21 protein-coding genes are annotated in these 20,462 nt (G+C 67.5%); 14 read left to right on the forward strand and 7 right to left on the reverse strand.

All coding sequences use genetic code 11. The features are described from left to right. Positions 1-66 precede the first annotated feature (66 nt). Both ROP_RS26345 and ROP_RS26350 read left to right on the forward strand, forming a co-directional pair. Positions 67-987, forward strand: a complete 921-nt coding sequence (locus ROP_RS26345) for a LysR family transcriptional regulator (protein ID WP_050785129.1) — start codon at positions 67-69, stop codon at positions 985-987. A gap of 9 nt (positions 988-996) precedes the next feature. After that, on the forward strand, positions 997-1,362 hold the full coding sequence (locus tag ROP_RS26350) for a VOC family protein (RefSeq protein WP_015889058.1): 366 nt from the start codon (positions 997-999) through the stop codon (positions 1,360-1,362). Here the strand turns inward: ROP_RS26350 and ROP_RS26355 are convergent. Then, on the reverse strand, positions 1,359-2,384 hold the full coding sequence (locus ROP_RS26355; RefSeq protein WP_015889059.1) for a LacI family DNA-binding transcriptional regulator: 1,026 nt from the start codon (positions 2,382-2,384) through the stop codon (positions 1,359-1,361). The two genes, ROP_RS26350 and ROP_RS26355, sit on opposite strands and share 4 nt — an antisense overlap. A gap of 131 nt (positions 2,385-2,515) precedes the next feature. On the opposite strand from ROP_RS26355, the gene ROP_RS26360 reads away from it, so the two are divergent. Both ROP_RS26360 and ROP_RS26365 read left to right on the forward strand, forming a co-directional pair. Next, positions 2,516-3,571, forward strand: coding sequence for a Gfo/Idh/MocA family oxidoreductase (locus tag ROP_RS26360; RefSeq protein WP_015889060.1), 1,056 nt, complete (start codon positions 2,516-2,518; stop codon positions 3,569-3,571). Between the two features lie 5 nt (positions 3,572-3,576). Continuing rightward, the gene (locus tag ROP_RS26365; protein WP_043826810.1) at positions 3,577-4,356 is read left to right on the forward strand and encodes a TIM barrel protein; all 780 of its coding nucleotides are present in this window, start codon (positions 3,577-3,579) and stop codon (positions 4,354-4,356) included. Positions 4,357-4,360: 4 nt separating this feature from the next. Here the strand turns inward: ROP_RS26365 and ROP_RS26370 are convergent, their stop codons facing one another. Next, positions 4,361-4,765 carry a hypothetical protein gene (locus ROP_RS26370; protein WP_015889062.1) on the reverse strand — a complete coding sequence of 135 codons (405 nt, stop codon included), beginning with the start codon at positions 4,763-4,765 and terminating at the stop codon, positions 4,361-4,363. A gap of 15 nt (positions 4,766-4,780) precedes the next feature. Here ROP_RS26370 and ROP_RS26375 point away from each other — a divergent pair, with 15 nt between their 5' ends. From ROP_RS26375 to katG, 5 genes are all read left to right on the forward strand, one after another. After that, positions 4,781-6,121, forward strand: a complete 1,341-nt coding sequence (locus tag ROP_RS26375) for a sensor histidine kinase (protein WP_015889063.1) — start codon at positions 4,781-4,783, stop codon at positions 6,119-6,121. Between the two features lie 17 nt (positions 6,122-6,138). Beyond that, positions 6,139-6,810, forward strand: a complete 672-nt coding sequence (locus tag ROP_RS26380) for a response regulator (protein WP_043826811.1) — start codon at positions 6,139-6,141, stop codon at positions 6,808-6,810. Positions 6,811-6,853: 43 nt separating this feature from the next. Further along, positions 6,854-7,009: a hypothetical protein gene (locus ROP_RS43570; protein WP_167315965.1), complete on the forward strand. Its 156-nt coding sequence runs from the start codon at positions 6,854-6,856 to the stop codon at positions 7,007-7,009. A 233-nt stretch (positions 7,010-7,242) separates the two neighbouring features. Next, entirely contained in the window at positions 7,243-7,686 is a 444-nt protein-coding gene (locus tag ROP_RS26385; RefSeq protein WP_015889066.1) for a Fur family transcriptional regulator, read from the forward strand. 37 nt (positions 7,687-7,723) lie between these two features. Continuing rightward, positions 7,724-9,952, forward strand: coding sequence for a catalase/peroxidase HPI (gene katG, locus ROP_RS26390; protein WP_015889067.1), 2,229 nt, complete (start codon positions 7,724-7,726; stop codon positions 9,950-9,952). A gap of 86 nt (positions 9,953-10,038) precedes the next feature. Here the strand turns inward: katG and ROP_RS26395 are convergent, their stop codons facing one another. Together ROP_RS26395 and ROP_RS26400 are read right to left on the reverse strand one after the other, a co-directional pair. Further along, on the reverse strand, positions 10,039-10,272 hold the full coding sequence (locus ROP_RS26395; RefSeq protein ID WP_015889068.1) for a hypothetical protein: 234 nt from the start codon (positions 10,270-10,272) through the stop codon (positions 10,039-10,041). 91 nt (positions 10,273-10,363) lie between these two features. Further along, on the reverse strand, positions 10,364-11,143 hold the full coding sequence (locus ROP_RS26400) for an acetoin reductase (RefSeq protein ID WP_015889069.1): 780 nt from the start codon (positions 11,141-11,143) through the stop codon (positions 10,364-10,366). A gap of 474 nt (positions 11,144-11,617) precedes the next feature. On the opposite strand from ROP_RS26400, the gene ROP_RS26405 reads away from it, so the two are divergent. Continuing rightward, positions 11,618-11,902, forward strand: a complete 285-nt coding sequence (locus ROP_RS26405) for an ester cyclase (protein WP_231869068.1) — start codon at positions 11,618-11,620, stop codon at positions 11,900-11,902. 146 nt (positions 11,903-12,048) lie between these two features. On the opposite strand, the gene ROP_RS26410 is transcribed toward ROP_RS26405, so the two are convergent. Both ROP_RS26410 and ROP_RS26415 read right to left on the reverse strand, forming a co-directional pair. Continuing rightward, on the reverse strand, positions 12,049-12,555 hold the full coding sequence (locus tag ROP_RS26410; protein ID WP_231868985.1) for a hypothetical protein: 507 nt from the start codon (positions 12,553-12,555) through the stop codon (positions 12,049-12,051). Between the two features lie 677 nt (positions 12,556-13,232). Then, complete coding sequence (locus tag ROP_RS26415) at positions 13,233-14,618, reverse strand: SLC13 family permease (protein ID WP_015889071.1); 1,386 nt, start codon at positions 14,616-14,618, stop codon at positions 13,233-13,235. A gap of 697 nt (positions 14,619-15,315) precedes the next feature. Between ROP_RS26415 and ROP_RS26420 the strand changes: the two genes are divergently transcribed. Both ROP_RS26420 and ROP_RS26425 read left to right on the forward strand, forming a co-directional pair. Continuing rightward, positions 15,316-16,425 (forward strand): PrpF domain-containing protein, encoded by a 1,110-nt coding sequence (locus ROP_RS26420; protein ID WP_080512588.1) that lies wholly within the window; start codon positions 15,316-15,318, stop codon positions 16,423-16,425. After that, a complete protein-coding gene (locus ROP_RS26425; RefSeq protein WP_015889073.1) occupies positions 16,422-17,249 on the forward strand; it encodes an HpcH/HpaI aldolase/citrate lyase family protein in 828 nt (275 codons plus the stop codon). The genes ROP_RS26420 and ROP_RS26425 overlap by 4 nt, the downstream gene beginning before the upstream one ends. Positions 17,250-17,275: 26 nt before the next feature. Here the strand turns inward: ROP_RS26425 and ROP_RS26430 are convergent, their stop codons facing one another. Continuing rightward, positions 17,276-18,196: a LysR family transcriptional regulator gene (locus tag ROP_RS26430; RefSeq protein ID WP_015889074.1), complete on the reverse strand. Its 921-nt coding sequence runs from the start codon at positions 18,194-18,196 to the stop codon at positions 17,276-17,278. Between the two features lie 179 nt (positions 18,197-18,375). Here ROP_RS26430 and ROP_RS26435 point away from each other — a divergent pair, with 179 nt between their 5' ends. Both ROP_RS26435 and ROP_RS26440 read left to right on the forward strand, forming a co-directional pair. Beyond that, on the forward strand, positions 18,376-19,626 hold the full coding sequence (locus ROP_RS26435) for a CaiB/BaiF CoA transferase family protein (RefSeq protein WP_015889075.1): 1,251 nt from the start codon (positions 18,376-18,378) through the stop codon (positions 19,624-19,626). Beyond that, a complete protein-coding gene (locus ROP_RS26440) occupies positions 19,626-20,411 on the forward strand; it encodes an HpcH/HpaI aldolase/citrate lyase family protein (protein WP_015889076.1) in 786 nt (261 codons plus the stop codon). Before ROP_RS26435 ends, ROP_RS26440 begins: the two co-directional genes overlap by 1 nt. Positions 20,412-20,462 lie beyond the last annotated feature (51 nt).

Consider the following 20,462-nt stretch of genomic DNA (forward strand, 5'->3'; position numbering starts at 1 on the left):
ATGAATGAAACGGTGCAGCTGAAGGCGGCGGACCCGGCCTCCCGCGCATGAATACCGGCCATACTGATGCGCATGAGCATCAATCTCGGGATCTCTCACCTGAGGAGCATCGTCGCGATCGCCGACTACGCGAGCTTCACGTCGGCAGCTTCCGCGCTCGACGTGTCGCAGTCCTCGCTGAGCCGCTCGGTCGCCGAGGCCGAGCGCAGGCTCGACGTCACGCTGTTCGAACGCACCACCCGCCGCGTCGAGCTGACCACGCACGGGCACGAGATCATCGAGCACGCCCGGCGGATGCTCCACGACTTCGACGACGGGCTCACCCAGATCGAACGATTCGTCACCGGCGACCGCGGAATCGTGACGGTGGCGTGCCTGCCCTCGCTCGCGGCCACGTTCCTGCCGCCGTACGTGGTGAACTTCCGGGAGCGGCACCCCGACGTGCGCCTGCAGATCCGCGACGGCCTGCGTCAGGAGGTTCTCGACGCCGTGTACTCGGGGACGGTCGACCTCGCCCTGGTCACCACGTCGGGGGTTCTGCCGGGCCTGCACCAGGAGGTCCTGACGAGCGACTCCTTCTACTGCGCGGTCGCGCCGACGCATCCGTTCGCCGAACGGCCGGTACTGCAGTGGTCGGATCTCGCCGGGGAGCCGTTCATCGCGTTCGGTCGCGAGAGCAGTATCGCAGCGCCCGTGCGCCGGGCCGTCGAGGACGCTCGCATCGAACTCGGACCCGTCATGCAGGCGCAGAACGTCGGCGCGGTCGCAGGATTGGCCGCCGCCGGGCTCGGCGTCACCGCGGTTCCCGAGCTGGTGCTCCCCATGATCTCGTTCGCCGGTCTCGTCCACATACCCCTGCAACCGAGGGTCGAACGCACCATCTCGCTCGTCCAGGTCGCCGGAAGGCCCCAGACGGCGAGCACCCGTGGTTTCGTGAACACGCTTCTCGCCGAGAGAACTCGGGATCGACGAGCCGAGTCCGGCTAGAGTTCCGGCATGTCACCTTCTGGCGCAGATCATCATCGACTGAACTACGTGGAGTTGTCGGTCACGGACCTCGCGGACGCGGAAGCGTTCTACCGCTCGGCATTCGGCTGGGAGTTCAACTCCTACGGCCCGCAGTACGCAGGCATCGTCGGTGCGGACGGTGGGGAGGTCGGCGGCCTCCTGCAGGTGCCGGAACGGAAGCCGGCAGGCGGACCGCTGGTGCTGCTGTACTCGGTGGATCTCGACGCTTCGGTGGATGCGGTGCGGGCGGCGGGCGGCACCGTCGTCAACGGCCCGTACGACTTTCCCGGCGGGCGCCGCTTCCACTTCACCGATCCGAGTGGCAACGAACTCGGTGTCTGGTCGTCGGCCTAGCCGTGGTGTGCGACAGGGCCGGTGGTCGCTCGCCGGACGAGGTGCGGCGCGAGCACCAGGTCGACGGCTTCGCCCCCGGCTATCTGAGCCAGTGCCGCGTCTACGGCGGCGTCGGCCATGTGCGTGGCGTCCTGTGAGATCGTCGTCATCTGCACGTGCGGAATCCGTGCCAGACGGGAGTCGTCGTAGCCGACGACGGAGATGTCCGCGGGCACGTCCCGGCCGCGGCGGACCAGTAGATCGAGTACGCCGGTGGCGCACCGGTCGTTGAACGCGACGACGGCGGTCGGGGGGGTGGGCAATTCGAGAAGCTCGTGCATGCCCTGTGCGCCTTCGGTTTCCGTCGGCCCACCGGCCACGACCGTGGCCGAGCCCGACAGTCCGTGCCGGTCCATCGCGGCCAGGAAGCCGGCCCGCCGGTCGGCGCCGCCGGGAGCGTCGGCGCCGTCGATGTGGGCGATGTTCCGGTGGCCGAGTTCGGTGAGGTGGTCGACGGCCAGCGTGATGCCGGCGACGTCGTCTCCCCGCACGGCGCCGACCCCGGACAGTCCGCTGGCGCGTGCCACGACGAGTGCGGGCACGCGGTCGGCCAGCGCGCCGAGTGCGTCGGCGTCGAACCGGGAGCCGAGGAGGATCGCGGCCTCGCAGCGTTCCCGCATCAGCGCCTGGACGGCGACCTGCTCCGCGCGACTCGGGGCGACCGCGCTGAGCATCACGTCGTAACCCCTGCGGGTGGCCGCCGCGTAGATCTGCTCGACGAGGTCGCCGTGGAACGGTTGCTGCAGTTCGAACACGACGCCGAGGAGCCGGGAACTGGCCTGGCGCAGTTTCTGTGCGCGACGGTCCGGCACGTAGCCCATCCCGTCGGCGATGTCGAGCACGCGCCGACGGGTCGCCTCGCTGGCCCCGGGGACCCCGCGCATCACGATCGAGACGAGGGCCGTGGAGACTCCTGCCGCTCGCGCGACGTCGCCCATCGTCGGACGGGCGCCACCGGTCGATCCCGCCACCGGTTCGGCCACGCGCACGACTCCTGTCTCCCGGCCCGCGTTCGGAGCCGCTCTTGACCAATGATCTCACGAGTTCTACGGTCTGGAACTAGAACGTACTAGTTCGCCTCTACCTCCACCTCTCACCGCACTGGAGCGCATCCATGTCACTCACCGAAGCCGCACCCGTCCGCTCGACGACGCCCGCTTCCGATCCGGTCCGCATCGCGACGATCGGCGCCGGACGCATCGGCTCGAATCACGCGGAGATCGTGGCCCGCCTGGTCCCGGGGGCAGCGCTCGTCGCGGTCAGCGACCCGGTCGGGGAGTCCGCGCAGCGTCTCGCCGCGGCACTGGGGGCGCCGATCGCCACCACGGCCGTAGACGACGTCCTCACCAGCGACGAGGTCGATGCGGTGCTGATCACCGCCCCCGCGCGGAGCCACACGGACCTGGTGGTCGCGGCCGCGGCCGCGGGCAAGCACGTATTCGTCGAGAAGCCGATGGCGGTCACCCTCGAAGACGCCGACCGCGCCATCGCGGCGGCCGCCGACGCGGGCATCGTCCTGCAGGTCGGGTTCAATCGCCGGTTCGCTCCCGGGTTCGCCGCCGCCCGCGCGGCGATCGACGCGCAGAAGGTCGGCACCCCGCAACTGCTGCGTTCCCTGACCCGCGACCCCGGCCCGTACACCGCCGACCCGGCACGTGTTCCGCAGTGGACCATCTTCCTGGAGACGCTCATTCACGACTTCGACACCCTCTGCTTCCTCAACCCGGGTGCGCGACCCGTGCGGGTGAACGCCGTCGCCGACGCCCTGATCCGGCCGGACGCCAAGAGCACGGGCCACCTCGACACCGCGGTCGTCACCGTGCAATTCGACAACGGCGCCATCGCCACGGCGGAGGCCAGCTTCAGCGCGCTGTACGGATACGACGTGCGCGGCGAGGTGTTCGGCTCCGGCGGCATGGTCACGGCGGGCAGCGGGCTCAGCACGGACATGACCTACTACGGCCCCGACGGGCAGCACGCCGACACCGCGCGCCGCGACACCGACCTCCTCCACACCGCCTACGTAGGCGAACTGACCGCCTTCGTCGGCGCGATCCGCGCCAACACACCGGCCGTCGTGACGGGCGAGGATGCCCGCACCGCACTGTCGATCGCACTCGCCGCGATCCGCAGCGTCGAGACCGGCGCCGCCGTCGAGCTGGACCGGTGACCCCGATGACGTACACGCTCGCCGCCAGCGCCGAAATGCTCTACCTCGATCTGCCGTTCGTGGACCGCGTCCAGCGCATCGCGGAACGCGGACTCCAGGTCGAGATCTGGGACTGGTCCACCAAGGACGTCGACGCCCTCGCCGCGAGCGGCGCCGAATTCTCCTCGATGACGGGCTATCTGCAGGGCGACCTCACCGAACACGATGGCATCGAGGCGCTGCTCACCACCGCACGCCAATCCCTCGACGTCGCGAAACGGCTCGACTGCCCGAGACTGAATCTGCACGGAACCGGTCTCGACAACCGGGGACTGCCCGTTCGCCCCGTCGAAACGGTTACGCCCGCAATGTGGCTCACCGCCGTCGACACCCTGCGGAAGGTCGCCGAACTCGGCGAACAGGCGGGCCGGGTGTTCACGCTCGAGAACCTCAACCTCGCCGTCGACCATCCCGGCACCCCGTTCGCGACCGCGGCCGACACCCTCGCCCTCGTCCGGGCGGTCGACAGCCCGCATCTGCGGATGAATCTCGACCTGTATCACGCCCAGATCGGTGAGGGAAACCTCATCAAGCTCGTCCGAAAAGCTTTGCCCTACATCGGCGAGATCCAGGTCGCCGACGTTCCCGGACGCTGCGAACCCGGAACCGGCGAAATCCACTATCCGGCAATCGCCGCAGCCCTCCACGATCTCGGCTACACCGGCGTGGTCGGTCTCGAAGGCTGGGCGAAGAACGATCCGGACGTCGCGCTCGACGCGTTCGAGGCCGCGTTCGCGCACTCGTAGGGCGTCACGCGCCGATCGGTCGCGGCTCGCTCCGGTAGCCCGACAGTCGGCCGGTGCTGTGGGCCTCGATCATCCGCTGCTCGTCGCGTTGTGCGCCGCGCAACGGCAGGGATCGGGCGGCAGCGGCATCGAGAAGGGCGCGCAGCGCCGGCTGCTCCCAGGCCAGCTCGCGCCACGCCGCATTCAGGGGGGTGCCGTCCTCGACGGCCTGATCGAGGCGGGCGGCGAGGTGGTTGCTCCACCGGTGCTGAAAGGCCAGCAGAATGTTGTCGGCCGACCCGAAAAGCGTGAGGGCACCGGGAACTTCGCCGAAGCGGAGCGCCGCCACGGGGTCGGCGTCCGCCCGAGCCAGTATCTCGTCCAGCACCGCCCGGCGTGCACGGAAATCGGTCCACGACATCTCGGCCACCTCCTTGTTCGGTTGATGACGGCAACGCTACGGATCCGCGGAAGCCGTTTCGCCGTGCCACGGTCGCGTTCTCGTCTCCTACCGTGGGCGGAGGTCGTCTCCGCTCCGGAGACGACGCGGCCGGGGTGGGTCTTCGCCTACGCTGGTCGTGTGCAGGTGACGACATTTTTTCGTCGACGCGTGGCGGAGAGCGAATACGACTACCCGCTCGCCGTGCCGGTGTTCGCACACATCGCCGTCGTCGCCATCGCCGGTGCCGCTGTCGCGCAACGCGACGGCTTCGTGCCGCCGGGGTGGGTGCTGCTGTGCGGCCTGGTCGCCGCGGTGACCCCCGTTGCGGGAGACATGATCAGATCGGGGGTGGTCCTGCCACGACCGTTCCTGGCAGTCGTCGTGACCGTGGCGGCCGCACTGTTGCTACTGCAGCAACCCGACACCGCGTTCGATTTCGCCCCGCTCATCCTGGTGATCCTCACCGGCGAGGTCGCGGCAACGGCGTCGCTGGGAGTCGGCCTCGCCACCCTGTTCGGATCGATCGCGGTCCTGTCGGCATTCGCGGTGACGGGGCGACTCGACGGCGCGCCCTACGCCCTCGCCGGAGTCGTCCTGGGGTGGGCGTTCGGCTATCTGATGCTCACCCAGTTGCGTCTCCTGCATCAGGAGCGCGCGTCGAAGGCGATCCAGGCGGAGCAGGCCGCCACCCGTGAGCGCCAGCGGATCGCCCGCGAGGTGCACGACGTCATCGCCCACTCGCTGAGCATCACACTGCTGCATCTGACCGCGGCCCGCCGCGCGCTCGAGCAGGACCGCGACGTCGACGACGCCGTGGAGGCGCTCTCCGACGCCGAGCGTCTCGGGCGGCAGGCGATGGCCGACATCCGCCGCACCGTCGGATTGCTCGACGCGGGCCCGGCGGGTACCCGTCCCGAACCCGGGGTCGCCGACCTTCCCGATCTGATCGACGGCTTCCGCCGCGCGGGTCTCCCGGTTGACTTCGACCTGCGCGGAGACCTGTCCGCGGTGACCGGGACGATCGGTCTCGGCCTGTACCGCATCACGCAGGAGTCGCTGGCGAACGTCGCCAAACATGCACCCGGTGCCGGGGCCGACGTGCGGCTCACGATCGAGTCGGAACGCGCGACCCTGGCGATCCACAACCCGATCCGGGGCCGGGTGTCGGCACCGAACGGCGCACGCGGTTCCGGTCTGCGGGGCATGCGCGAGCGCGCCGCGTTGCTCGGTGGCACGCTCCGCGCGGGCCTGGACGGCGGGCGCTGGTCCGTGCACGCCGCGGTCCCACTGCCCCGGGACTCGTGCCGGCCGGCGATCCTCCGTCATATTCCGGGACTGTCGTGACGGGCGCGGAGATCAGGGTGTTGCTGGTCGACGACCAGGAACTGGTGCGGTCGGGGCTGCGCCGGATCCTGAGACGCAAGGACGGCTTCGTGATCGTCGGCGAATGCGCGGACGGCTCGGAGGTGCCGGACGCGGTCGCGGAGCACACTCCGGATGTCGTGCTCATGGATCTTCGGATGAAGAGGGTCGACGGGATCGAGGCGACCCGCGCTCTCCGGTCGGTCGCCGCGCCGCCGCCGGTGCTGGTGCTCACCACGTTCGACGACGACGATCTGCTCTCCGGATCACTGCGCGCCGGTGCGGCCGGGTTCATTCTCAAGGATTCGCCCGCCGAGGATTTGATCCGCGCCGTACGCACCGTCGCCGAGGGCGGCGCCTGCCTGGACCCGGCCGTGACCGGACGGGTGCTCGCCACCTACCGCACCGTCGCGCCGTCGACGGACGGGGAACGCAACCGCCTCACCGAGTTGACCGCGCGGGAACTCGACGTGCTCGCGCTCATCGGGCGGGGGCACAGCAACAGCGAGATCGGGCGCGAGCTGGGCATCTCGGGTGTGACCGTGAAGAGTCACGTCGGGCACATCTTCCTCAAACTCGATCTCCGCGATCGCGCGGCCGCCATCGTCTACGCGTTCGATCACGGCATCGTCTCCCCGGGCGACACCGCTCCGGATCGAGGCCGTGCCTAGCATTCGCAAGAAGCCCGAGAACACTCTCAGAGAGGAATTGGCGATGATCGCAATCGGTGTGGTCCTCCTTGTCGTCGGCCTGGTCGTCAAGATCTCGTCACTGTGGATCGCCGGCCTCATAGTCGGTGCCGTCGGCCTTCTCCTGCTGCTCCTCGGGCTGCTGGGCCGCAAGGTGGGCGGGCGGAAGTACTGGTACTGACGGGGTCGGCACTGTCAGTCACGTTGTGGCCCCGGCGTATCGAAGCGTCGTGCGCGGCGACAGTCGACGCGCGGGGGAGCGGTCCCGTCGGTCGTGGTCAGCTTCGAGCTGTAGTGACGGGCGGTCGGAGCGCCCTCCGGCGACCGACCACCAATTGTGTGTAAGTAGAAGTCACTGCAAATTGTTTCGGCAAACTCTTTACTGAGTCCAGAAAAGTAGGCCATAGTGTGAGGGTGCCGTCGATGCCGGATTACGCAGCGTTACTGCGCGGGGCTGAGCTTCGCGTGACCCGCCCGCGGGTCGCGGTGTTGGAGGCGGTGCACGCACGTCCGCACGCCGATACGGAAACGATTTTCGGCGCGGTGCGCACGGTTCTGGACGGGGTGTCCCGGCAGGCGGTGTACGACGTGCTGCACGCAGTGACCGCAGTGGGATTGGTGCGCCGGATACAGCCGGCCGGCTCGGTGGCTCGTTACGAGTCGCGGGTCGGAGACAATCACCACCACGTCATCTGCCGGTCGTGTGGGGCCATCGCGGACGTCGACTGTGCCGTCGGCGAGGCGCCCTGCCTGACCGCGTCCGACGACAACGGTTTCCTCGTCGAGGAAGCCGAGGTCATCTACTGGGGTCTGTGCCCCGACTGCTCGACAACACAGGCTTCTCGATCCAAACCATGACCAACAGCCCACATTGGTCTCTCCCGGAAGGAATGTCGTGTCCGATAGCTGCCCGGTCGCTCACGAGGGAAACACTCGAAGCACCAGTGAAAGTGAAAACCCCGCAATCCCGTCCCCCACTCCGACGGCGCACCGCCCGAGGACGAACCGCGACTGGTGGCCGAACCAGCCCGAGCTGTCGGTCCTGCACGCCCATTCGTCCAAGTCCAACCCGATGGGCGAGAACTTCGACTACACAGCGGAGTTCGCGAAGCTCGACGTCGAGGCACTCAAGCGGGACGTCATCGACCTGATGACGGATTCGCAGGACTGGTGGCCTGCCGACTTCGGCCACTACGGCGGCCTCTTCATCCGGATGAGCTGGCACGCGGCAGGCACTTACCGAATCGCCGACGGCCGCGGCGGCGGCGGTCAGGGCGCCCAGCGCTTCGCGCCCCTCAACAGCTGGCCCGACAACGCGAGCCTCGACAAGGCCCGCCGGTTGCTCTGGCCGGTGAAACAGAAGTACGGCAAGCAGATCTCGTGGTCCGACCTCCTCGTCTTCGCCGGCAACTGCGCCCTGGAGTCGATGGGATTCAAGACCTTCGGGTTCGGATTCGGACGCGAAGACATCTGGGAGCCCGAGGAGATCTACTGGGGTCCCGAGGACACCTGGCTGGGCGATGAACGCTACAGCGGTGATCGTGATCTCTCGGGGCCGCTCGGCGCCGTGCAGATGGGTCTCATCTATGTGAACCCGGAGGGGCCCAACGGCCAGCCGGATCCGCTCGCCGCCGCCCGTGACATCCGGGAGACATTCGGGCGCATGGCGATGAACGACATCGAGACCGCCGCGCTGATCGCCGGCGGCCACACCTTCGGCAAGACCCACGGCGCAGGCGACGCCGACCTGGTCGGTCCGGAACCGGAAGCCGCCCCGATCGAGCAGCAGGGCCTGGGCTGGAAGAGTGCCTACGGCACCGGCGTCGGCAAGGACGCGATCACCAGCGGTCTCGAGGTCGTGTGGACCCCGACACCGACGAAGTGGGACAACAGCTTCCTCGAGGTCCTGTACGGCTACGAGTGGGAGCTGACCAAGAGCCCCGCCGGTGCCTGGCAGTGGACCGCCAAGGACGGCGCGGGAGCGGGCACGATCCCCGACCCCTTCGATTCGTCGGCGGGACGCGCCCCCACGATGCTGACCACGGACCTCTCGCTGCGCATCGACCCGGCGTACGAGAAGATCACCCGGCGCTGGCTGGACCACCCGGAGGAGTTCGCCGAGGAGTTCGCCAAGGCGTGGTACAAGCTGCTGCACCGCGACATGGGGCCCGTCACGCGCTACCTGGGCCCGTGGGTCCCGGAGGCGCAGCTGTGGCAGGACCCGGTGCCCGCCGTCGATCACCAGTTGATCGGTGACAGCGAGATCGCCGCCCTGAAGGGCAAGATCCTCGACTCGGGGCTGTCCATCTCCCAGCTGGTGTCCACCGCCTGGGCGTCGGCCGCCACCTTCCGCGGCACCGACATGCGGGGCGGCGCCAACGGGGCGCGGATCCGGCTTGCGCCGCAGAAGGATTGGGAGATCAACAGCCCGGCCGAGCTGTCCAAGGTTCTGCAGACCCTCGAGCAGATCCAGCAGGACTTCAACTCGTCGCAGTCCGGCGGTGTGAAGGTCTCGCTCGCGGATCTGATCGTTCTGGCCGGTGCCGCCGGTGTCGAGAAGGCGGCGAAGAACGCCGGCCACGACATCACGGTTCCGTTCACCCCGGGGCGCACCGACGCCTCGCAGGAGCAGACCGACGTCGAGTCGTTCGCCGTGCTCGAACCGAGGGCCGACGGGTTCCGCAACTACCTCCGGCCGGGCGAGAAGTTGCCCGCCGAGGCACTTCTGGTCGAGCGGGCCTACATGCTGAACCTGACCGCCCCGGAGATGACGGTCCTCATCGGCGGTCTGCGTGCGCTGAACGCCAACTTCGGGCAGACGGGGCACGGCGTCTTCACCGACCGGCCCGAGTCGTTGACCAACGACTTCTTCGTCAACCTCCTCGACATGGGGACGGTGTGGAAGGGGGCCGCCTCGGCAGAGAACGTCTACGAGGGCAGCGACCGGGTCACGGGCGACGCCAAGTGGACCGCCACCGCCGTCGATCTGGTGTTCGGTTCCAACTCGCAGCTGCGGGCCCTCGCCGAGGTCTACGCCACGGACGACGCGCAGCAGAAGTTCGTGCAGGACTTCGTGTCCGCGTGGGACAAGGTGATGAACCTCGACCGGTTCGACCTCGACTGATCACGGTGGTCGGTCGGCCCCCGGGCCGGCCGACCGTCACCGACCCCGGGCACCCCGCGAGCAGATCCTCGCGGGGTGCCCGGGGTTCAGGCCATCGACAGCTTCTCGGCGTTTCGTACCGCGGTCTCGAGATGCCGGTCCGCGGTGCTCAGGTCAAGCCGGGCGTCGCTGAGACTGTCGATCACCCCTTCCCTCGAAGCGCCGTCGGCTGTGCTGTCGAGAAGGTCGAACGCGTCGGTCAACTCCTTGATCCGGCGTTCGAGTGCCTGTAGTTCGGCCCGCAGCCGGGCGGTGCGGTCGACGAGATCGGCGACGTCCATGGCTGGCCCCCTTTCATCCCGAACTCACTGACGCGTCACCACTTCGTCTACCCGCGGTTGCGGCCCCGAAACCACCACTGCTGGGCGCGGCCTACCGGTACACGAGGCCGCCGTCGATCAGTCCGGCCTGCCCGGTCATGTAGTCGGAGTCCGGTCCGGCGAGATACGACACGTACGCGGCGACGTCCTCGGGCGTCTGTGCCCGGCCGAGGGCGATGCCGCCGACGAACTTCTCGAACGTGGCACCTTTCGGTGCACCGGTGAGGTCCGCGAAACGCTCGTCGATGGTGACCCACATGTCGGTGCCGACGACACCGGGGCAGTAGGCGTTGACGGTGATGCCGTCGGATGCGTACTCCTTCGCCGCGGCCTGAGTGAGCGCGCGGACCGCGAACTTGGTTGCCGAGTACACGCCGAGCATCGCGAATCCCTCGTGGCCGGCGATCGACGACGCGTTGATGATCTTCCCGCCCTGCCCCCGCGCCCGGAGCTTGGCCGCCCCGGCCTGGATTCCCCACAGCACGCCTTCGACGTTCACGGCCAGGATCCGGGACACGTCCTCCGGTGTCGCCTCGGCGATCGGGTCGACCTGGGCGATGCCCGCGTTGTTGACGATGATGTCGAAGCCGCCCAGTTCGTGCTCCGTCCGGTCGACGGCGGACCGGACCTGATCGCGGTCCGTCACGTCGGCGACCAAAGAGATCGCCTTCGAACCCGCCGCCCGGACCTCATCGGCCACCGCGCCGATCCGGTCGGCGTTGACGTCGACGAGCGAGATGTCGGCGCCGTCCGACGCCAGCCGCAACGCGATCGCGCGTCCGATGCCCTGGCCTGCGCCGGTGATCAATGCGACTTTGCCCTCGATGCTCATCCCTAGCTCCTCTCCGATGTGATCGTCCTCACAGGGGAGCCAAACATCGCAGGCACGACTGCGCGAGAGTTGCAGCCGATTGCACTTGCGTCCGATCGAATGGGCCGGACGCCGTACTCCCACCCGCGGAATGGTTGATCGGTGGATGGGAAGCGACATCAGCTTCGAGAAACATCGAAAAATCCTCAGAGGCAACGTCTTTGACGTGATCGAATGGAGTGTTCGATTCGCTGTCGGGCGGAGTGCTTCTTTCCGCAAGCGAATCATCGGTGACATCGCCGGCGGCGCGGAGGACAATCGAACCGACCGGCCCTTGCCTCTGGGGTCGGCCGTGGCACTTGTCGTGTCAGACTCTGCGTTCCGCAGGGGCCCGAGGCGTGCCTCGCGTCAACCTGTGTATTCCCGGCCGAGACGGGTCGCGGGAGCGAACAGGTCTTCGCCGCCGTCGCCGATCTCGCCTTCGAGACCGTCTCGATCGCCGAGGCCGGCAACGACGTCCTCGTCCACTGGCACCTGACCGGGCGGCACGTCGGCACTTTTGTCGGAATCGCCGCCGCCGGGCGTCGAATCGAATTCGAGGGATTCGATCACTTCGTCATCGCGGACGGAAAGGTCGTCACCAACATGGTGCGCTATGACCAAATGGAGTTCGCTCGCCAGATCAAGCTGCTGCCGCCCGACGGGTCGATTGCGGATCGCGCGTTGAAGGCGGCGTTCAACGCCAAGCCCGTCTGGCGGGCCATCGCCCGCCGTCGCTAGCTCACGATCACGGATCGATCGTCCGCCGCAGGGCGCCGACCTGTCGATCATCTCCGTTCGTAAACTGTTGTGGCCGAGAGGAACTAAGAGTTAGCGAGATATCGCAGTCGAGCTCGGCCCGAGGCTTCGTCTGATTTCGTGTCAGATCATGGCGCAAACTTTCCGACTGCGTCCAGGTTGGCGAACACCTCACCGGGCTGGACGAGGTTGGCGCCGGCGGTGTCGTTGAAGACCTGCGCGAAGTAGGGGGTGAAGCGGAACGGCCAATATGTGGGGCCGATTCCGCCGCCGTGTGGCGTCATGAGCGTCGGCATCATCTCACCCACATTGTAGGTGGCGACCATCCTTTCGCCCTGAGGTACTCCGTTGATCGTCACAGCCCCGTAGGCGCCGTCCATCCGCAGCCAGATATTCTCGACCACAACGGAATTCCCGGTCTTGCCGATCAACCTCGGCCCGCCGGGGTAGTACACGCCCTGGCATGCGTCGATATAGTTGGTGTGCGAGCCGATCGGCAGATAGAGACCGGTCTTCCCGGGCTTTGCCTCGAACGGCGTGATGCCTTCGACCGCGATCTCGTTGTCGTTCATCACCGCGACCATTCGCGGGGGAAAATCGAAGTTGGCATATCCGAACGGCGTGAAGTACGGCATTCTCAAACACTCGGCCTGAGCCGTCGGCACGGGTGCGTGAAGAGATAGTCCCAGAACCAGAATGATCGCCCCTGCGACCCCTCCTACAAACGCACGCAAGATACGCATCTCTGCTCCAATCTTCGGGTTTGTTCGGCGTGGCACCGGGCGACAAGTAGCGCCGAAAAGCGCTAGGAAGCGCCAAGAAGCCGTACATAGTAGGGTACGCGCCCCACGCCGGGCAGGAAATCGCTATTTTTGCTGGGCATGACTTACTTTTGGGGATTGTCGTCGTCGTGGCCTGAAGTTCCACTTCAACTTCAGGTTCCGTGCCGCCAGCCGACCGCACCCGCCGGCAGACCCTGGACTCGTCCCAAATCTCCGCCGCTGGTTCCTTTGTCGCGCGTGATGACGCACGGAGAATAGCCGGGGTTCCTGCAGAGCCTGCGTTTCTCGCCACTCTGTGGGCGACGCGGAGGAGCATTCACGAGGCGCCGGATCGTCTGCGTGAACGACAGCTTGCCGATCTCGTTGCGTACGCAAAGCAGTCGCATGACTGCGTGTCGACGAGTTCCGAGGATCCTTATTCCACAATGTGACGTTGATCTGCTTGCTGTGTGTCGGAATTTGTGGAGGTGCGATACGGACGCTACCGCCACCTCGGGTGAGGTGGCGGCAGCGGCTGTTGTCTCTGGCGCTCAGAATATTGCAGGGGCGGCTACCAGGATGAACCAGCACAGTGCGGGTGCGACTGCGACGACGATGCCTGCGTTGAGGAGAAGCTGGCGGTAGAACGCTGGGCGTTCGATGTTCTGGGCATTGGCGAGGACGAGGGCGCCGTTCGTCGAGAATGGAGACACGTCGACGACGGTCGCCGAGATGGCCAGGGCTGCGACGACTCCGACGACAGGGAGTGCGCCGGTCTGCAGCAGAGGGAGGGCGAGCGGGATGATCGCGGTGAGCAGTGCGGTCGAGGATGCGAATGCGGACGTGACGCCGATGACGTAGCACAGGACGAATGCGACCAGCAGCGGCGCGCCGACGGTGATGGCCATTTCGGCGAGGTGGTCGATGGTGCCCATTTCCTCCATGATCGAGATGTAGGTGACCATGCCGGCGACGAGCAGGACGGTGGACCAGCTGATGCCGGCGATGGCTTCGTTCTGCTTCGACAGGTCGGTGAAGGCGAGGACCGCGCCGGCGGCGATGGCGACGAAGCTGATCGGCAGATGCAGCACCAGTACGAGTACGAGCACGGTCGCGATGAGGAACAGGGTGAGCTTCTGGACCCGGGTCACGGGGTGTGCGTCGGGCACGATTCCGGTCGAGGTGTGCTCACGAGTGAGTACCTGCGTCCCACCCGGCGAGCCTGGACCGCTCGTGGTCGGCGTCCAACCCGGTGCGCCATCGGTGGTGGGACGACCTGCGCCGCTGCCGGTTTCGTTGCTGGTGCCGGTGGCGGTGTATTCGAGGTCGCGCACTCGGGCGAGAACCGAGTAGCCGACGACGGTCAGTACCGACAGCAGGAGGTTGATGCCGTAGCTGGCGAGGAACAGGGTCCAGGGTGCGATGGTCAGACCGCTTGAGTTGACGATGTCGGTGACGAGGACGCCGGAGACCGAGATCGGCGAGAACGCGCCGGCGTGGGCGCCGTTGATTGTCATGATGCCCATTACGAGCGGGCTCATCCGAGTGCGCGCGGCGAAGGACATCGCTGCGGGCGAGATCAGAGCGACCGCTGCGGGGCTGAAGGTGCCGAGTGCCGTCAGCACGGATGCGGAGAAGAAGAACACCCAGGGCACGATCGCCGTCCGGCCGCCGACTGCGCGGATGCAGGCGTTGACGAGGAGGTCGATGGTGCCGTTCCTCTTGGCCATGCCGAAGAAGTAGGTGACGCCGATGATCGTGAGAACGATCGAACTCGGGAATGCGGCGAGGATTTCCTTGTCGTCGTAACCGAGGGCGAAGGCGCCGACGAGGAAGGCTCCGATGAAGCCCAGGATGCCGATGTTGATGGGGACGATGGTGGCGATCACGAACATCGCGACCAGGGCGATCAGGGGGAGTATTTCGATGGAGGTCATGGTCGTTCTTTCGCTTGCTGTCCGGCAGGGTCGCCTGCCTGGTCGTCGGCTGTTCCGGTTGCGTGAACACAGGAGGGCTCGGCGCGTCCGAGGGCACTGAACGGCGGTGCCGTGGGGCGCGTTCGCGGGGTCTCCCGACTTGTGACGGGGTCACGGTGTGGGGTCAGAACGGGCGCGGTGGAATCGACCAGTCCGATGGACAGCTCGCAGGCCCGGTCCCGGTCGGCGGGAACGTCTTCGCGTCGGGGTCGCGGGCTCGTGGTTTGCATGTCACATCCTCTCGTCGATCATGTCCTACATCACGTTAGAGACGGCAGATGTTCAGAACAATGTCACATTTCTATCCGGGGGTTCATTTTTGCTTAAGTCAGGTCGGCGGGTTCGCGCCCGGCCGAGTGCCGTACCGACACTTCTGCTGTGGGCTGTCGACCTCGGTGAACGACGACGTCCGAGGTTCGACTCGGCCATCGGCGGCTCCGTGCTTGATCCTGCACCGGCGATCGCTGCCCTGATGTAAGCCAGAGTTAAGGGTCGTCCTCACTTTCGAAATTGTGCTCCAACCTGGTCTGGCGCAGGCTTGACGGCGTCACCGCTGGAGATTTCCGTTCCCTTACCCTGATCAGAGCCTTCGGCGGTGCCTCAGACTTCGTCACGAATGAAAGGCGGCCGGGCGGTGTTCACACTCCGTGGAACCTGGATGCGAGGCGGCACCAGTAAGTGCTGGCTCTTCAACGCGGTTGATGTCGATCCGCTGGTCGAGCAGGCGGGCGGGCTCGATGCCATTCTCACCTCGGCCTTCGGGTCGGGTGATCCCCGTCAGCTCGACGGTGTGGGCGGCGGCAGCTCGACGACGTCCAAGGCCGCGATCGTGCGCCGATCCGCCGAGCCGGGCATCGACGTCGAGTACCTCTTCGCTCAGGTGGCGATCGGTGACCGCCGGGTCGAGTGGGGCAGCAACTGCGGAAACTGCGCGACCGGGATCGGGTTGTACGCGCTGCAGTCCGGGCTCGTCGCGGTCGACAGCGCGACGACGATCGTGCGGATGCGCAACACCAACACCGGCGCGATTCTCACGGCCGAGATCGCGACGCCGGGTGGGGTGATTCCGACCGAGGGGAATGCCGCCGTGCCGGGAACCAGTGCGCTCGGCGTTCCGGTCGCCCTGACCTTCACCGGCCTCGCCTCCGGTTCCGCATTGCTGCCCACCGGGTCGCCGTCCGATTCGATCACGCTCGGTGATTGCCGGTACCGGGGCACGATGGTGTCCGCCGGAGCCCCGGCTGCGTTGTTCGACGCCGCCGATCTGGGCTTGAGCGGGGAGGAGGACAATTCGGTGATCGCCGACCACCTCCCCGTTCTGGTGGGTTTGCGACGCGAATCGTCGCTGCGGATGGGCCTGAGCAAGCTTGGTGACCCCATCTCGCACGCCATTCCGAAGGTCGGTGTGATCGGCCCACCGCGGGACTATCGCACCAGCGCGGGCATCGACATCGCCGGCGACGACTACGACGTCTCGGTCCGCATGGTCTCCATGCTCGCCCCGCATCCAGCGATCGGCCTGACATCGGCCGTCGCCGTCGCCGCTGCCGCCACCGTGGCAGGGGGAGTGGTGGCCGACAACGCCCGGGTGCGGTGGCCCGGATCGCTGAGACTGGGCACGGCCGCGGGCGTCCTCGACATCGACCTCACCACCTCCCCCGACGGGGCGATCGAGGCGGTCTCACTACATCGCGCGGCACGGCGCATCGCGGCCGCCGAATTGTTCGTCGCCGCCCCGGCCGTCGCCATGGCGGGATCTGCACGGTGACCCGGCCGCAGCACCTCGCGGGGATCGCCCGCTCGTGGCTCCTGGTCAACGGAACCCGCGTCGACACCTTCGAGCAGGCCCACCGGTCTCCCGCGGACCAGATCGTCCTCGACCTCGAGGACGCCGTCGACCCGAAACGGAAACCACACGCCCGCGAGAGCGTCGCGACGTGGCTCGAGGAGCATTCGTCCTGGGTCCGGATCAACGATCACACCACCCCCTACTGGTCGGACGACGTCGACCGCCTCGCGGGACTACCCGGCCTGGCCGGGGTGATGCTCGCCAAGACCGAGGCGGCCGACCAGGTCGTCGACACCTTCGATCGACTGGGCGGCACCATCCCGGTCCTCGCCCTCGTCGAATCGGCCGTGGGCATCGAGGAAGCACCCGCCATCGCCCGCGCTCGCGGCGCCTTCCGCCTCGCCTTCGGAAGCGGCGACTACCGCCGTGACACCGGCACCAGCGCGGACGATCTCGCGATGGCCTATCCGCGATCGAGGCTGGTCGTTGCGAGCCGGGTCGGGGATCTCCCGGGACCGATCGACGGCCCCACCGTCAGCAACAGCCACCCCGTCCTGCGCGAGCAGTCGGCGGTCGCGGTGTCCCTCGGTCTGACCGGCAAACTGTGCCTGGACACCGGGCAGCTGCCCGTGATCAACGAGGCCATCAGCCCGGCACCGTCCGACGTCATCTGGGCGCGCGAATTTCTCGCCGACTTCGACGCCCGGGGGCGGGTCATCCGGGACGGCAGCGACCTTCCACGGCTCGGCAGGGCCGAGAAGATCGCACGCCTCGCCGACGCCTTTGCGATCTGTCCGTCGTAGCCGACGATCACCCTGTCGCCGTGAGCCTACGCGTCGGCGAAACCTTCCTCGAGGCGCCGCGCCGCCGCCATGCACTGCGTGATGGCCTCCTGGGCGGCCGGGCTCAGCCGGCGTTCGGTCAGGTGCGCGATCAGGATGCGGCGCTGCGGAGAGCGGGTCGCGAGCGGGATCGACCGGACGTCGGGGCGGGGATTGAGGACGGCCAGCCGCGGCGCGATGGCCACCCCCAGTTCGACCCCCACCATCGCCTGAACCTCCCCGTAGTCGTGGGCGAGGAAGCTTGTCCGGGGCGTGAATCCACCTTGCTGACAGAGCCGTTCGAGGGTATGCGCCACCGGGTGATCGTCGGCGCGCACCACCCACGACTCGTCGCGGAGTTCGGTGATCCGGATCGACTCCCGGTCTGCGAGGCGGTGTTTCTCCGAGACCAGCAGCAGCGTCGGATCGTTCATCAGGTGGTGACACGTCAACAGCGGATCGTCGATCCGGTTCCACTCGTAGTCCCACAGCAGCGACAGCTCCGTCTCCCGGCGGCGTAGCGACTCGACCAACTGCGCGAATCGGCCACTGAGGACGCGCAGGTCGATGCCGGGGTGGTGGGTCTTGAATTCCTTGACCACCAACGGCAGCAGTGAGGATCCTGCCGTGGGGAACGTGCCTATTGCCAGCATTCCCGCGCGCAGTCCGCGGATCTCCGCGAGTTCGGCGTCCGCGGCCTCGAGTTCGACGAGGATCCGTTCGGTGTGTTTGACGACCGAGCGGCCGGCATCGGTGAGCATGATGCCCCGGGCGTGCCGTTCCAGCAGCGGTTGCCCGGCCTCCTTCTCGAGCTTGGCGATCTGCTGTGAGACCGCCGAAGTGGTGTATCCGAGCGCCGCGGCAGCCGCGGTGATGGAGCCGTGCTTCGCGACCTCGCACAGCGTGAACATCCGCGTCGTGTCGAGCACGTCGGGCCACCTGCCTTTAGAAGAAATTAAAGGGAGTCAAGATACTTGCGATTGTACTTCACTCATGCGGATGGCAGATTGGAGTCCGCACCCGCGGGAAGGTTCCGCCCGACTTCGACGAGGGGCGCCTCCACCACCTTTCCGCCTCCACCACCTCTCGACAATGCCGAGGAACTGCCATGAGCGTGAACGCATACGATGACACCCCGGCCCCGAGTTCGTCGGAATCGGCGAACCGCGGTCCGCTGCAGGGGATCCGAGTTCTCGACATCAGCACCGTGTACGCCGCACCGATTGCCGCGATGCTGCTCGGCGACTTCGGAGCCGAGGTGATCAAGATCGAGCACCCGACGGGTGACCCCGCCCGATCCCATGGGGCACACAAGGACGGCCAGGGACTCTGGTGGAAAGTCATTTCGCGTAACAAGAAATGCATCACCCTCGATCTCGGGACCCCGGAGGGCCAGCAGATCCTGCGCGATCTGGTCGTCGACGTCGATGTGCTCGTGGAGAACTTCCGGCCCGGAGTGCTCGAGAAGTGGGGACTCGGACCCGACCGGCTCACCGCCCTCAACCCGGGCTTGATCACGTTGCGGGTCACCGGATTCGGGCAGGAAGGGCCCTACGCCGAACGCCGCGCCTTCGGCACCCTCGCCGAGGCGATGAGTGGATTCGCACACCAGACAGGTGAGGAGGACGGCCCGCCGACGCTGCCCCCGTTCGGTCTCGCCGACGGTGTCGCCGGCATCACCGGCGCCTTCGGCGTGGTCACGGCACTCCTGCACCGCAACGGCCCCGAAGGCGACGGGCAAGGGCAGGTCATCGACCTCTCGCTGCTCGAACCCCTGATCGGCATCCTCGGCCCGGGCCCCACCGCCTTCGACCAGCTCGGCGTGATCGCCGGCCGCCAAGGCAACCGCTCGCCCAACAACGCCCCCCGCAACACGTACCTCACCAAGGACGACCGGTGGGTGGCGATCTCGGCCAGCGCCACCTCCGTCGCGGAACGGGTCATGCGCCTGGTCGGTCGAGTCGACCTCGTCGAACAGCCGTGGTTCTCCTCCGCCGGGGAACGCAGCCGCAACGGCGACCTCCTCGACGATGCGGTCGGAAAATGGATCGCCGCCCGCCCGTTCGACGAGGTCGCTACCGAGTTCGAGCGCGTCGGCGCCGCCCTCGCACCCATCTACGACGTGGAGCAACTGATGAAGGACCCGCACGTCCTCGCCCGCGACATGATCACCACCGTCGACGACGAGGACCTCGGGCCCCTCGCCATGCAGAACCTCATGGTGCGCATGCTCGGCACCCCCGGGGCCATCCGCTTCCCGGGACGACGACTCGGGCAGGACAACGCGCAAATCTACCGCGACACACTCGGATTGGGCACCGCGAGCATCGAGGCTCTGCGGGGCAGGGGAGTCATCTGATGGCCCGCAGCTACCTCTTCGTTCCCGGACACAACGACACGCTCCTCGGCAAGGCCTTCGATGCCGGCGCGGACGCGGTGATCCTCGACCTCGAGGACGCGGTCCCGCCCGAGTGCAAGGACACCGCCCGCGCCCGCGTTGCGGACATTCTGATCACCCACCACGCCTGGGTGCGCATCAACGCCGTCGGCACCGCGCCCGCCGCCGAGGATCTGGCCGCTGTCGCCGGCCGTGCCCACGGCATCCGCGTCCCGAAGGTCGACTCGGTCGACGACGTGCGGTGGGTGCGGGAACGGGCACCGGGAACGCCACTGATCTGCGCGATCGAAACCGCGAAGGGGGTGGTCAACGCCCTGGCCATCGCTTCGGAACCCGGCGTCGAGCACCTCGCCCTCGGCGGCATCGACCTCCGGAAAGACCTCGGCATCGGCGACGGGGACGCCCCGCTGCAGTATGTGCGATCGCACCTGGTCATCGCGTCCCGAGCCGCGGGAATCGCACCACCGATCGACAGCGTCCACCCCCACCTGCGGGACACCGACGGACTCGCCCGGCAAGCCGGCCAGGCCCGCTCTCTCGGCTTCGGCGGCAAATCCGCCATCCACCCCTCCCAACTGCCGGTCATTCACACCGCCTTCACCCCCAGCGAGGACGAACTCGCTTGGGCACGAAGGGTTGTGCACGTCTTCGCGGAATCCGGCGGAGCGGCCGTCCAGCTTCCGGACGGCGAGTTCGTGGATCTGCCCGTCGCCGAGCGGGCTCGCCGAATCCTCCAGTCCCAGTAGGAACCGGGGAGCAAATGGGCTCCGCCTCCGAGTGACTCGCCCAGTTACGGT

This window comes from Rhodococcus opacus B4 (assembly GCF_000010805.1).
Classification (GTDB): domain Bacteria; phylum Actinomycetota; class Actinomycetes; order Mycobacteriales; family Mycobacteriaceae; genus Rhodococcus_F; species Rhodococcus_F opacus_C.